Source organism: Burkholderia sp. Bp8963 (genome assembly GCF_003854275.1).
Lineage (GTDB): Bacteria > Pseudomonadota > Gammaproteobacteria > Burkholderiales > Burkholderiaceae > Burkholderia.
The window spans coordinates 22,190-35,232 of sequence record NZ_QTQP01000024.1 but is presented as its reverse complement, the minus strand read 5'-3'; the positions used below and the strand labels follow the sequence as shown (position 1 = coordinate 35,232).

Genomic DNA, 13,043 nt, shown 5'->3' with positions numbered 1-13,043 from the left:
CCCGGCTCGCGCCGGGCTTTCGTGTTTCTCGGAAATCGAGCGTCAGCGCGTCACTCGAGCGCGCCCGAACCGAAGATCTCGGTGTTCACGCGCTCCGGCGCGACGCCCAGCGCGACGAGCGCGTCGCGTTGCGCCTTCATGAACGCGATCGGGCCGCAGATGTAATAGTCGGCGTCCGGCACCAGCGCATATTGCTTCACGCGCTCCGGCGTGAGCCGCCCTTCGAGATCGTGGTCGACACCCGCGCGGTCGTTCGGGCCGACCAGTTCGTACAGCACCGTGCGCTTGACGTTCGCGTGCTCGCGCACCGTATCGTTCAGCCAGTCGCGGAACGCGTGCACCGCGCCCGAGCGGCACGCGTGGATGAAACGCACGTCGCGCTTGCTGCCTTCCGCGATCAGCGTCGACGCCATCGACATCATCGGCGTGATGCCGACGCCGCCCGAGATCAGCACGACCGGCGTATCCGCATCGCGCTTCAGCGTGAACTCGCCCATCGGCGCGGTCACCTCGACGACCGAGCCCTCCTCGACGCCGTCGTGCATCAGCGTCGACACCTTGCCGGCCGGGATCGCCTCCGCCTTGCCGGCCTCGCGCTTCACCGAGATGCGCAGCCACTTGCCGTGCGGCGCATCGGACAGGCTGTACTGGCGCGGCTGGTCGACGCCCAGGTCGCCGACGAAGCGCTTCACCGTCACGTACTGGCCCGGCTCGAACTTCGGCGCTGCGCCGCCGTCCCCAGGCGTCAGGTAGAACGACGTGATCTCGTCGCTCTCGCGCACCTTGCGCGCGACCTTGAACGGCCGGAAGCCGCTCCACGCCGCACCCGCGTACAGATCCGCCTCGGCGCCGATCAGGATCTGCGCGAGCTGCCCGTAGGCGACGCGCCACGCTTCGAGCGTTTCCGCATCGACCGCGTCGCCGAGCACTTCGACGATCGACGCGAGCAGGTTCTCGCCGACGATCGGGTAATGCTCCGGACGGATGTTCATGCTCGCGTGCTTGTTCGCGATGTGCGACACCGCCCCGCCGAGCGCACCGAGATTGTCGATGTTCGCCGCATATGCGTAGACCGCCTTCGCGAGCGTTTCCGGCTGGCTGCCGGTCTTCTGGTGCGTCTGGTTGAACAGGTTCTTCAGTTCCGGATGCCGCGCGAACATGCGCTGATAGAAGTGCTGCGTGATCGTCGCGCCATGCACGGCGAGGACAGGGGCGGTGGCCTTCACACGGGCCATCTGGTCGGCGGTAATGTGGGTCATGCTCGTTCTCCGTTAAACATGCCCACACAATACATCTTTAAAATCCGGCGCCCCCCCGGGCAAATTGTCGCAGTGCGGAAAAGGGGCTGGACAGGATGACGGCCGGCGCAGGCGCCCGGCCGCCCGCGCGTCACCGCGGGCGATCGCGTTCCCACAGCACGTCCGAGCCGCCGTCCGCGCGGTTCAGCACCCGCGCCAGCACGAACAGCAGATCCGACAGCCGGTTCACGTAACGGCGCGGCGTCTCGTGCAGCGGCTCGCTGCGACCGAGCGCGACGATCGCGCGTTCGGCGCGCCGGCACACGGTGCGGCACACATGCGCGAGCGCCGCTGCGCGCGAGCCGCCCGGCAGGATGAACTCCTTCAGCGGCGACAGCGTCGCGTTGTAGTCGGCGAGCCACTGGTCGAGACGCGCGAGATGCGTGTCGTCGAGCACCGTGTGGCCGGGGATGCACAGCTCGCCGCCGAGGTCGAACAGGTCGTGCTGGATCGTCACGAGCGCCGCACGCACGTCGTCGGGCAACGGCTCGGCGAGCAGCACGCCAAGGTTCGAATTCAGTTCGTCGACGTCGCCGATCGCGGCGATCCGCACGTCGTCCTTGCCGATGCGCCGCCCGTCGCCCAGACCGGTGGTGCCGTCATCGCCCGTGCGGGTGGCGATCTTGCTCAAGCGGTTGCCCATGCGAAGTCCTCTGTTGCGCGGCCGCGGCGCGGCCCCGGTTGCGTTGGTTCCGACCTAGGTACCGACTTGGGTACCAAGTCAGCTACCAGGTTGGATACCGATTATCGCAGCCCGCCGCGCGGCTCGCAGCGGGTGTTCCAGCGTAGAATGAACCCAAACCGCCACAAACCGCCACGCAGCGGTGCCTGCCGGACAAGCTGTCGAACTTTGCATGGAATCGGCGCCGATGCCGACGCGCCCGCGCCGATCGAGAGGAGACTCGTGTGAATCACCCCGCCCCGCCGGCTGCATCGGCCGCCTCGGCTCAACCCGCCGTATCGCGCCGCCCGCTGCCCCCCGCCTTCCTCGATGCGCTGCGTGCCGCCTTCGGCGAGCGCGTGTCGACGGCCGACGCGGTGCGCGCGCACCACGGCCGTGACGAATCGCCGTTCGACCCGCAACTGCCCGACGCGGTCGTGTTTGCGCACAGCGTCGACGACGTCCGGCAGGTCGTGTCGCTGTGCGCACTCTACAGCGTGCCGCTGATTCCATATGGCGCGGGTTCGTCGCTCGAAGGCCATCTGCTCGCGGTGCGCGGCGGCGTGTCGCTCGACCTGTCCGAAATGAACCGCGTGCTGTCGATCAACGCGGAAGACCTGACCGTCACGGTCGAGCCCGGCATCACGCGCAAGGCGCTCAACGAAGCGCTGCGCGACACGGGCCTGTTCTTCCCGATCGACCCCGGCGCCGACGCGAGCATCGGCGGCATGACTGCGACCCGCGCGTCCGGCACCAACGCCGTGCGCTACGGGACGATGCGCGAGAACGTGCTCGGCCTGACCGCGGTGCTCGCCGACGGCCGCGTCGTGAAGACGGGCTCGCGCGCGCGCAAGTCGTCGGCCGGCTACGACCTCACGCGCCTGTTCGTCGGCTCCGAGGGCACGCTCGGCGTGATCACCGAGATCACGCTGCGCCTGCATCCGCTGCCGGAAGCCGTGTCGGCCGCGATCTGCACGTTCCCGTCGATGGGCGACGCGGTGCGCACCGTGATCGAGACGATCCAGATCGGCGTGCCGATCGCGCGCGTCGAATTCGTCGACTCGCTCGCGATCCGCTCGATCAACCGCCACTCGAACCTGACGCTCGCCGAGGCGCCGACGCTGTTCTTCGAATTCCACGGCACCGAGGCCGGTGTGAAGGAACAGGCGGAGCTGGTGGAAGCGCTCGCCGGCCAGAACCAGGGCCAGGGCTTCGAATGGGCGACCCGGCCGGAAGACCGCAGCCGGCTCTGGGCCGCGCGCCACAACGCGTACTTCGCGATGCTGCAGCTGAAGCCCGGCTGCCGCGCGGTGACGACCGATGTCTGCGTGCCGATCTCGCAGCTGGCCGCGTGCGTCGAGGAAACCGAGGCCGACCTGCGCGCGTCGTCGCTCCCGTGCCCGATCGTCGGCCATGTCGGCGACGGCAACTTCCACGTCGCGATCCTGATCGATCCCGACAAGCCCGACGAGATCGACGAAGCGGAACGCATCAACGACCGGATCGTCGAGCGCGCGCTGCGCATGGGCGGCACCTGCACGGGCGAGCACGGCGTCGGCCTGCACAAGATGCGCTTCCTGCCGAAGGAGCACGGCGACAACGCAATCGACACGATGCGCGCGATCAAGCTCGCGCTCGATCCGCGCAACCTGATGAATCCCGGCAAGATTTTCACGTGCTGACGCGGCGCGACGACGCCGCGCCAATCGCTTTGCATGGGGCGGGAGCAAGCGCCAGAGCGCGCAGTCCCGCCGACACTGGAGAACCGATGAACGCCCCCGAACTGTCGGCCGAGATGCGCGCGCAGCGCCAGCGGGAAGTCGTGCAGGCGCTGATGGCCGTGCTGCCGACGCATTGCCTGCTGTATCGCGACGAAGACACCGCGCCGTACGAATGCGACGGCCTGTCCGCGTACCGCCGCCTGCCGCTCGCGGTCGCGCTGCCCGAGACCGAATCGCAGGTGCAGCGCATCGTGCAGATCTGCCGGCGGATGGAGGTGCCGATCGTGCCGCGCGGCGCGGGCACGAGCCTGTCGGGCGGCGCGCTGCCGATCTCGCTCGGCGTCGTGCTGTCGCTCGCGCGTTTCACGCGCATCGTCGAGGTCGACCCGTACGCGCGCACGGCGACCGTGCAGCCCGGCGTGCGCAATCTCGCGATCTCCGAGGCCGCGGCGCCATACGGCCTGTACTACGCGCCCGATCCGTCGTCGCAGATCGCGTGCACGATCGGCGGCAACGTCGCCGAGAACTCCGGCGGCGTGCACTGCCTGAAGTACGGGCTGACCGTGCACAACGTGATGCGCGTGCGCGCGGTGACGATCGACGGCGAGATCGTCGAATTCGGCTCGCTCGCGCTCGACGCGCCGGGCCTCGACCTGCTCGCGGTGACGATCGGCAGCGAAGGCATGTTCGCGATCGTGACCGAAGTCACGGTGAAGCTGATCCCGAAGCCGCAGGCCGCGCAGCTCGTGATGGCGAGCTTCGACGATGTCGTCAAGGGTGGCGAGGCGGTCGCGGCGATCATCGCGTCGGGCATCATCCCCGCCGGCCTCGAGATGATGGACAAGCCGGCGACGCAGGCCGTCGAGTCGTTCACGCATGCGGGCTACGATCTCGACGCGAAGGCGATCCTGCTGTGCGAATCCGACGGCACGCCGGAAGAAGTCGCCGAGGAGATCGCGCGGATGACGGCGGTGCTGCGCGAGCACGGCGCGACGCGCATCAAGGTGTCGCGCAACGAGAGCGAGCGGCTGCGCTACTGGTCGGGCCGCAAGAACGCGTTTCCGGCCGCCGGACGGATTTCCCCCGACTATTACTGCATGGACGGCACCGTGCCGCGCCGCGCGGTCGGGCCGCTCCTCGCTCGCATCGAGCAGATGGAGACGCGCTACGGGCTGCGCTGCATCAACGTGTTCCATGCGGGCGATGGCAACATGCATCCGCTGATCCTCTACAACGCGAACGATCCGGACGAGCTTCACCGCGCGGAGCTGTTCGGCGCGGAGATCCTCGAGTGCTGCGTCGAATTCGGCGGCACCGTGACGGGCGAGCACGGCGTCGGCATCGAGAAGCTCAATTCGATGTGCGTACAGTTCTCGCCGCAGGAGCGCGACGCGTTCTTCGCGGTCAAGCGCGCGTTCGATCCGCCCGCGCTGCTCAATCCCGACAAGGGCATTCCGACGCGTGCACGCTGCGCCGAATACGGCCGCCAGCACGTGCGCGGCGGGCTCCTGCCGCACCCCGACCTCCCCCGCTTCTGAGCGCGCGCCGGCGTCCCGGCGCTGCACCGCCCGCGCGGCCTCCGGGCCGGCGCGGCGGTGCCGCGTTCCACCGGTGAATCGGGCTTAGGGATAGTCGCGATGTGCATTCGCATCACCCCGGTACAATCGACCGGACAACAAGACGAGGCAGCAACCGATCATGGAAGAGGACGATATCGTCGCCGAATGGGCGGAGCGCATCCGCGCCGCCAGTGCCGACGGCCGGCCGCTGCGGATCCGCGGCGGCGGTACCAAGGACTGGTATGGCCAGGCGCTCGAGGGCGCGATCCTCGACACGCGTGCGTTTCACGGCATCGTGTCGTACGACCCGGCCGAACTCGTGGTGACTGTCCGCGCGGGCACGCCGCTCGCCCAGCTTGAAGCCGTCCTCGGCGAACGCGGCCAGATGCTGCCGTTCGAGCCGCCGCATTTCGGCCGCATGGCCACCGTCGGCGGCTGCATCGCGGCCGGCCTCGCGGGCCCGCGGCGCGCGACCTGCGGCGCGCCGCGCGATTTCGTGCTCGGTGTCGCGCTGATGAACGGCCGCGGCGAGGTGCTGCGGTTCGGCGGCCAGGTCGTGAAGAACGTCGCCGGCTATGACGTAGCGCGGCTGATGGCCGGCTCGCTCGGCACGCTCGGGCTGATGCTCGAGCTGTCGATCAAGGTGCTGCCGGTACCCGTCGCCGAAGTCACGCTGAAGTTCGAGATGAGCGCGACCGATGCGGTGCGCAAGCTCAACGAATGGGGCGGCCACCCGCTGCCCGTCAGCGCGAGCGCATGGCGCAACGGCACCCTCGTGCTGCGCCTGTCGGGCGCCGAGGCCAGCGTGAAGTCCGCGAAGACCGTGCTCGGCGGCGAAGTCGTCGACGCGGTCGAGGCCGAGCGCTTCTGGGCCGGCCTGCGCGAGCAGACCGATTCGTTCTTCAGCGGCATTCCGCCGGGCTTTGCGCTGTGGCGGCTGTCGCTGCCGTCGATCACCGAGCCGATGCACCTGCCAGGCACCCAGCTGATGGAATGGGGTGGCGCGCAGCGCTGGTGGATCAGCGACGCCGACGCGCAAACCGTCCGCATGAGCGCGAAGCAGGCTGGCGGTCACGCGACGCTGTTCCGTGCGGGCGAATCGTACGACCGCAGCGCCGGCGTGTTCACGCCGCTGCCCGCGCCGCTGATGAAAATCCACCGTGGGCTGAAGGCGGCGTTCGATCCGGCGCGCATCTTCAACCGCGGCCGGCTTTACCCCGAACTCTGAGGGCTCGATGCAAACGAACCTCGCCGATTTCATCCGCAATACGCCCGACGGCGACGAAGCCGACGCGATCCTGCGCAAATGCGTGCATTGCGGATTCTGCACCGCGACGTGCCCGACCTATCAGCTGCTCGGCGACGAACTCGACGGCCCGCGCGGCCGGATCTACCTGATCAAGCAGATGGTCGAAGGCGCGCCCGTCACGCGCAGCACGCAGCAGCATCTCGACCGCTGCCTCACCTGCCGCAGCTGCGAGACGACCTGCCCGTCGGGCGTCCAGTACGGCCGCCTCGTCGAGATCGGCCGCAAGCACGTCGAACAACAGGTGCGGCGCCCGCTGTCGCAGCGCGTCGTGCGCCGCGTGCTCGCGAGCTTCGTGCCGAACGCCGCGCTGTTTTCGCCGGTAATGCGGCTCGGCCAGCATGTGCGGCCGCTGCTGCCGAAGCGCCTGCGCGACAAGGTGCCGCCGCGCACGCGCCTGCTCGAATGGCCGCACCGCACCCATCCGCGCAAGATGCTGATGCTCGCCGGCTGCGTGCAGCCGTCGATGCTGCCGAACATCAACATCGCGACCGCGCGCGTGCTCGATGCGCTCGGCGTCGAGACCGTCGTCGCGCCCGAGGCCGGCTGCTGCGGCGCGATCCGGCTGCACCTGAACTACCACGACGAAGCGCTCGACGACGCGCGCCGCAACATCGACGCGTGGTGGCCGTATATCGAGCAAGGCGCCGAGGCGATCGTGATGAACGCGTCCGGCTGCGGCGCGACGGTGCTCGAGTACGCGCACCTGCTGCGCGACGACCCGGCCTATGCGGAGAAGGCGCAGCGCATCGTCGCGCTGACGCGCGACGTGTCCGACGTGCTGCTCGCGTTCGAGGCCGAGCTCGCGTCGCTCGCGCGGCGCCGCGCGATCCACACCGTCGCGTATCACCCGCCGTGCACGCTGCAGCACGGCCAGCAATCGCGCGGCAAGGTCGAACGGCTGCTCGAGACGCTCGGCATCGACGTGCGCCTGCCCGCCGACAGCCACCTGTGCTGCGGCTCGGCCGGCACCTATTCGCTGACGCAACCGTCGCTGTCGTACAAGCTGCGCAAGCAGAAGCTCGCGAAGCTGCAGGCGCTCGAGCCGCAGATGATCGTCTCCGCGAACGTCGGCTGCATCGCGCACCTGCAAAGCGGCACGCAGATCCCGGTCGCGCACTGGATCCAGCTGGTCGAGCACCTCGTGTACGGCTAGATGCGCTGGAAGGGTTTGTCGCCTGCGAGGGCTCGCGCGGCCCCGTGCGCCGCGTCCGTATAATGCGATGCGATGCGAGGCGCCGCGCGTCAGCGGCGCGCCCGCGTTTTTGTGTCCGCGCTTTTGTGCCCGCGCTTTTGTGTCCGCTTTCGTGCCCGTCATGTCCGATCTTGCCGTTCGCCTGGAATCCGTTCATCGCCGCATCGCCGACGCCGCACGCGCGGCCGGCCGCGACCCTGCCACCGTCACGCTGCTCGCCGTCTCGAAGACGTTCCCCGCCGACGCCGTGCGCGCCGCGCATGCGGCCGGCCAGCGCGCGTTCGGCGAAAACTACGTGCAGGAGTCGATCGACAAGATCGACACGCTCGCCGATCTGCGTGCGGACCTCGAGTGGCATTTCATCGGTCCGCTGCAATCGAACAAGACGCGCCCGGTCGCCGAACGCTACGACTGGGTGCATTCGGTCGACCGGCTGAAGATCGCGCAGCGGCTCGCCGAGCAGCGGCCCGCGCACCTGCCGCCGCTCAACGTGTGCGTTCAGGTGAACATCAGCGGCGAGGCGTCGAAGAGCGGCATTGCGCCTGACGAGGTCGCCGCGATCGCGCGCGAGATCGCCACGCTGCCGGCGCTGCGGCTGCGCGGGCTGATGGCGATCCCGGAGCCCGCGGACACCCCCGACGCGCAGCGTGCGCCGCACCGCGCGCTACGCACGCTGTTCGACGCGCTGCGCGCGGACGGCCTGCCGCTCGACACGCTGTCGATGGGCATGTCCGCCGACCTCGAGGCGGCCGTGCTCGAAGGCGCGACGATCGTCCGGGTCGGCACCGCGATCTTCGGCGCGCGCGACTATTCCCATTGATCCACTCCCTGATCCCGACATCATGAAAATTGCATTCATCGGCGGCGGCAACATGGCCGCGGCATTGATCGGCGGCCTCGTCAAGCGCGGCACCGCCGCGGACGGCCTGTACGCGATCGACGTCAACGAAGACGTCCGCAAGCGCGCCGAGGCACAGTTCGGCATCCGCACCGGTGCGGCGATCGACGCTACGCTCGCCGGCTACGACGCAATCGTGCTCGCCGTGAAGCCGCAGGTGCTGAAGGATGTCGCCGAGGCGCTCGCGCCGCATCTGAAGTCGCAGCTCGTGATCAGCATCGCGGCGGGCATCCGCGGTACGGACCTCGCGCGCTGGCTCGGCGGCTACGCGCGCGTCGTGCGCACGATGCCGAACACGCCGGCGCTGGTCGGCATGGGCGTGACGGGCCTCGCCGCGCTGCCGGGTGTCGATGCGGCGGGCCGCGAACTCGCGTCGGGCGTGCTCGGCGCGGTCGGCGAGATCGTGTGGTTCGACGACGAGTCGCAGCTCGACGCGGTCACCGCGATCTCGGGCAGCGGCCCCGCGTATGTGTTCTATTTCATCGAAGCGCTGCAGGAAGCGGCGCGCCGCCTCGGCATGAACGACGAGCAGGGCCGCGCGCTTGCAGTCGCGACGTTCACCGGCGCCGCGCAGCTCGCCGCACAATCCGGCGAGCCGGCCAGCGTGCTGCGCGAGCGCGTGACGTCGAAGGGCGGCACGACGGCGGCGGCGCTCGCGTCGTTCGACGCGCAGGGCGTGAAGGAAGCGATCGTGCAAGGCGCGCTCGCGGCCGAGGCGCGAGCGAAGGAAATGGGCGACGAGCTCGGCCGCGCGTAAGCGCAGTTCAGAGGCCGGACACCGCGTAATGCGCGGCGATTCCGACGAACAGCACGCCGCCGAGCCAGTTGTTGTGCCTGAACGCGGCGAAGCACGGCATCCGCTCGCGGCCCTTGATCAGCGTGTAGTGATACAGCGCGCAGCCGGCTGCCGCCGCCCACCCCGCCCAGTACACGAGACCGAAGCCGAGCTTCAGCCCGATCCACACATAGATGCCGAGCGTCACCGCGTAACACGCCATCACCGCCGCGACGTCGAAGCGGCCGAACGTGAGCGCGGACGTGCGGATGCCGATCCTGATGTCGTCGTCGCGGTCGACCATCGCATATTCGGTGTCGTACGCGACCGACCAGAACACGTTCGCGATCAGCATGATCCACGCGAGCATCGGCACCGTGTCCTGCACGGCCGCAAACGCCATCGGAATGCCGAAACCGAATGCGATGCCCAGATACGCCTGCGGAATCGCAAAGAAGCGCTTCATGAACGGATAGGTGCCCGCGACGATCACCGCGACGACCGACAGCTCTTTCGTCAGCGTATTGAGCGGCAGGATCAGCAGGAACGCGACCAGCGTCAGCCCGACCGCGATCGCGATCGCCTCCCATGCCTGGATCTTGCCGGACGTCAGCGGACGGTCGGCGGTACGTTTCACGTGGCGGTCGAAATCGCGGTCCGCGTAATCGTTGATCGCACAGCCGGCCGAGCGCATCAGCAGCGTGCCGAGCGCGAAGATCACGATCAGCGTCCAGCTCGGATGGCCGTTCGACGCGATCCACAGCGCGTTGAGCGTCGGCCACAGCAGCAGCAGGCTGCCGATCGGCTTGTCCATCCGGACGAGCCGCAGATACAGGGGAAAGCGGGCGAGCATGGTGAAGCACCGGGAAGATAACCCCGGCATTTTAGAGCCGAGCGGTGTCTCGCGTCATGTCGGCGCGAAGCCTGCACGGCTCGCGCTCAAACGCCGGCGGCAGCAGCCAGACCATGCATGGCTTGCGCGATCAGCACGGCCGCGCCGCTGCCCGTGATCGCAAAACCGGCGATATGCCGCAGCGCGGCGGCGGGCGCGCGCTTCACGGGTGTCGCGAACGCGCTGCGCATGTCGAGGATCATCTGCGTCATGATCGTCACTCCTTCAAGCAAAACGAATCGTCCAGATGAAACGGCCGGTCGCACGACCGGCCGTTCCCTGCTGCCTGACCTTCAGCAGCGACTTGCCGGGATCACGCGAGATCGTAGCGGTCGAGGTTCATCACCTTGTTCCAGGCCGCCACGAAGTCGTGCACGAACTTCTGCTGCGCGTCCGCGCTGCCGTAGACTTCGGCCAGCGCGCGCAGCTGCGCGTGCGAGCCGAACACCAGATCGACGCGCGTGCCGGTCCATTTGACATCGCCCGTCGCGCGATCGCGCCCTTCGTACACGTCGTTCGCGGCCGACGCCGGCTTCCACTCCGTGCCCATGTCGAGCAGGTTCACGAAGAAGTCGTTGGTCAGCGCTTGCGGCCGATCCGTGAACACGCCGTGCGGCGTCTGCCCGACGTTCGCGCCCAGCACGCGCAGGCCGCCCACGAGCGCCGTCATTTCCGGCGCGGTCAGCGTCAGCAGTTGCGCCTTGTCGACCAGCAGCGCTTCGGCCGGCACCGTGTACTTGCCCTTCAGGTAGTTGCGGAAACCGTCCGCGACCGGTTCGAGCACGGCCATCGCGTCGATGTCGGTCTGCTCCTGCGACGCGTCCGTGCGGCCCGGCGCGAACGGCACCGTCACCGCATGGCCCGCGTTCTTCGCGGCCTGCTCGACGCCAGCCGCACCGGCCAGCACGATCAGGTCGGCGAGCGACACTTTCTTGCCGCCCGTCTGCGCGTCGTTGAACGCCTTCCGGATGCTCTCGAGCTTCTCCAGCACCGTCGCGAGCTGCGCCGGCTGGTTCACGTCCCAGTCCTTCTGCGGCGCGAGACGGACACGCGCACCGTTCGCGCCACCGCGCTTGTCCGAACCACGGAACGTCGACGCCGACGCCCATGCGGCCGACACGAGCTGCGACACGGACAGGCCCGATGCGATGATCTGCGCCTTCAGCGCGGCCACATCCGCGTCGTCGATCAGCTTGTGGTCGACAGCCGGCACCGGGTCCTGCCACAGCAGTTCCTCGGCCGGCACTTCCGTGCCGAGATAGCGTGCGCGCGGGCCCATGTCGCGGTGCGTCAGCTTGAACCACGCACGCGCGAACGCGTCGGCGAACTCGTCCGGGTTCTCGTAGAAGCGGCGCGAGATCTTTTCGTACGCCGGATCGAAGCGCAGCGACAGGTCCGTGGTCAGCATCGTCGGCAGGTGCTTCTTCGACGCATCGTGCGCGTCCGGGATCACGGCCTGGGCGCCCTTCGCAACCCACTGGTGCGCACCGGCCGGGCTCTTCGTCAGCTCCCATTCGTAGCCGAACAGGTTCTCGAAGAAGTTGTTGCTCCACTGCGTCGGCGTCGTCGTCCACGTGACCTCGAGGCCGCTCGTGATCGCGTCGCCGCCCTTGCCCGTGCGATAGCTGCTCTTCCAGCCGAGGCCCTGCGCCTCGAGCGGCGCCGCTTCCGGCTCGGGACCGACGTCCGACGCGGGACCGGCGCCGTGCGTCTTGCCGAACGTGTGGCCGCCCGCGATCAGCGCGACCGTTTCCTCGTCGTTCATCGCCATGCGGGCGAACGTCTCGCGGATGTCACGCGCGGCAGCGACCGGGTCGGGGTTGCCGTCCGGACCTTCCGGGTTCACGTAGATCAGGCCCATCTGCACGGCGGCGAGCGGGTTTTCGAGGACGCGATCGCCCGAGTAGCGGCTGTTCGCGCCGCCGCTCAGTTCCAGCCAGATCTTCTCCGCGCCCCAGTACACGTCGTCCGGTTCCCAGGTGTCCGGACGGCCGCCCGCGTAGCCGAAGGTCTTGAAGCCCATCGATTCGAGCGCGACGTTGCCGGCGAGGATCATCAGGTCGGCCCACGAGATGTTGCGGCCGTATTTCTGCTTGATCGGCCACAGCAGGCGGCGCGCCTTGTCGAGGTTGCCGTTGTCGGGCCAGCTGTTGAGCGGCGCGAAGCGCTGCTGGCCGCCGCCGGCGCCGCCGCGGCCGTCAGCGGTGCGGTACGTGCCGGCGCTGTGCCACGCCATGCGGATGAACAGGCCGCCATAGTGACCGAAGTCGGCCGGCCACCAGTCCTGCGACGTGGTCATCAGCGCGTGGAGATCTTTCTTCACCGCCGCCAGGTCGAGTGTCTTGAACGCTTCGGCGTAGTTGAAATCCGTGTCCATCGGATCGGACAGGGACGAATGCCGGTGGAGCATGTTGAGGTTCAGCTGATTGGGCCACCAGTCCCGGTTCGACGTGCCGCTGCCTGCGGTCTGATGGAACGGGCACTTCGTTTCGGTCGACATGCGTCTTCTCCTAGTTTCGTTTGCATCCAGCGGCGCGGCCTGGAAACCGGACACCCTGGCGGATGGTCACTGCGGGGTAAAGGCGGGAGCATCGCTCCCATCGTGCTACGTTGTCGGATCGGGGGTTCAATGCGCCGCGTCAACCGGCTTCGCCCGGCGTGGCACGAAGCGGCGGCGGATAGCCGCTACGCCGGTGGCGCGCAAGTGTTTCGTGTTCTCGGACATAGGGAATCCTCAT

The 13,043-nt window shown here is 68.7% G+C and carries 11 protein-coding genes; 6 read left to right on the top strand and 5 right to left on the bottom strand.

The features are described 5' to 3' along the window. Positions 1-50: 50 nt before the first annotated feature. Both hmpA and DID96_RS20625 read right to left on the bottom strand, forming a co-directional pair. Positions 51-1,259, bottom strand: a complete 1,209-nt coding sequence (gene hmpA, locus DID96_RS20630) for an NO-inducible flavohemoprotein (protein WP_124601120.1) — start codon at positions 1,257-1,259, stop codon at positions 51-53. Between the two features lie 130 nt (positions 1,260-1,389). Next, a complete protein-coding gene (locus DID96_RS20625; RefSeq protein ID WP_124601119.1) occupies positions 1,390-1,941 on the bottom strand; it encodes a cob(I)yrinic acid a,c-diamide adenosyltransferase in 552 nt (183 codons plus the stop codon). A gap of 263 nt (positions 1,942-2,204) precedes the next feature. On the opposite strand from DID96_RS20625, the gene DID96_RS20620 reads away from it, so the two are divergent. The 6 genes from DID96_RS20620 to proC all read left to right on the top strand — a co-directional run bounded on the left by DID96_RS20620 (position 2,205) and on the right by proC (position 9,395). Then, the gene (locus tag DID96_RS20620) at positions 2,205-3,641 is read left to right on the top strand and encodes an FAD-binding oxidoreductase (RefSeq protein ID WP_124601118.1); all 1,437 of its coding nucleotides are present in this window, start codon (positions 2,205-2,207) and stop codon (positions 3,639-3,641) included. Between the two features lie 86 nt (positions 3,642-3,727). Beyond that, on the top strand, positions 3,728-5,218 hold the full coding sequence (locus DID96_RS20615) for an FAD-linked oxidase C-terminal domain-containing protein (RefSeq protein WP_124601117.1): 1,491 nt from the start codon (positions 3,728-3,730) through the stop codon (positions 5,216-5,218). 160 nt (positions 5,219-5,378) lie between these two features. Continuing rightward, the gene (gene glcE, locus DID96_RS20610) at positions 5,379-6,467 is read left to right on the top strand and encodes a glycolate oxidase subunit GlcE (RefSeq protein WP_124601116.1); all 1,089 of its coding nucleotides are present in this window, start codon (positions 5,379-5,381) and stop codon (positions 6,465-6,467) included. A 7-nt stretch (positions 6,468-6,474) separates the two neighbouring features. Continuing rightward, positions 6,475-7,701: a glycolate oxidase subunit GlcF gene (gene glcF / locus DID96_RS20605; RefSeq protein ID WP_124601115.1), complete on the top strand. Its 1,227-nt coding sequence runs from the start codon at positions 6,475-6,477 to the stop codon at positions 7,699-7,701. 160 nt (positions 7,702-7,861) lie between these two features. Beyond that, positions 7,862-8,560, top strand: coding sequence for a YggS family pyridoxal phosphate-dependent enzyme (locus DID96_RS20600; protein ID WP_124601114.1), 699 nt, complete (start codon positions 7,862-7,864; stop codon positions 8,558-8,560). A 22-nt stretch (positions 8,561-8,582) separates the two neighbouring features. Continuing rightward, positions 8,583-9,395 carry a pyrroline-5-carboxylate reductase gene (proC, locus tag DID96_RS20595; protein WP_124601113.1) on the top strand — a complete coding sequence of 271 codons (813 nt, stop codon included), beginning with the start codon at positions 8,583-8,585 and terminating at the stop codon, positions 9,393-9,395. A 7-nt stretch (positions 9,396-9,402) separates the two neighbouring features. Here the strand turns inward: proC and ubiA are convergent, their stop codons facing one another. From ubiA to katG, 3 genes are all read right to left on the bottom strand, one after another. Further along, positions 9,403-10,266, bottom strand: a complete 864-nt coding sequence (gene ubiA / locus DID96_RS20590) for a 4-hydroxybenzoate octaprenyltransferase (protein ID WP_124601112.1) — start codon at positions 10,264-10,266, stop codon at positions 9,403-9,405. A gap of 86 nt (positions 10,267-10,352) precedes the next feature. Continuing rightward, positions 10,353-10,517, bottom strand: a complete 165-nt coding sequence (locus DID96_RS38375; RefSeq protein WP_185732312.1) for a hypothetical protein — start codon at positions 10,515-10,517, stop codon at positions 10,353-10,355. A 101-nt stretch (positions 10,518-10,618) separates the two neighbouring features. Beyond that, the gene (katG, locus tag DID96_RS20585; RefSeq protein WP_124601111.1) at positions 10,619-12,805 is read right to left on the bottom strand and encodes a catalase/peroxidase HPI; all 2,187 of its coding nucleotides are present in this window, start codon (positions 12,803-12,805) and stop codon (positions 10,619-10,621) included. Between the last annotated feature and the right edge of the window lie 238 nt (positions 12,806-13,043).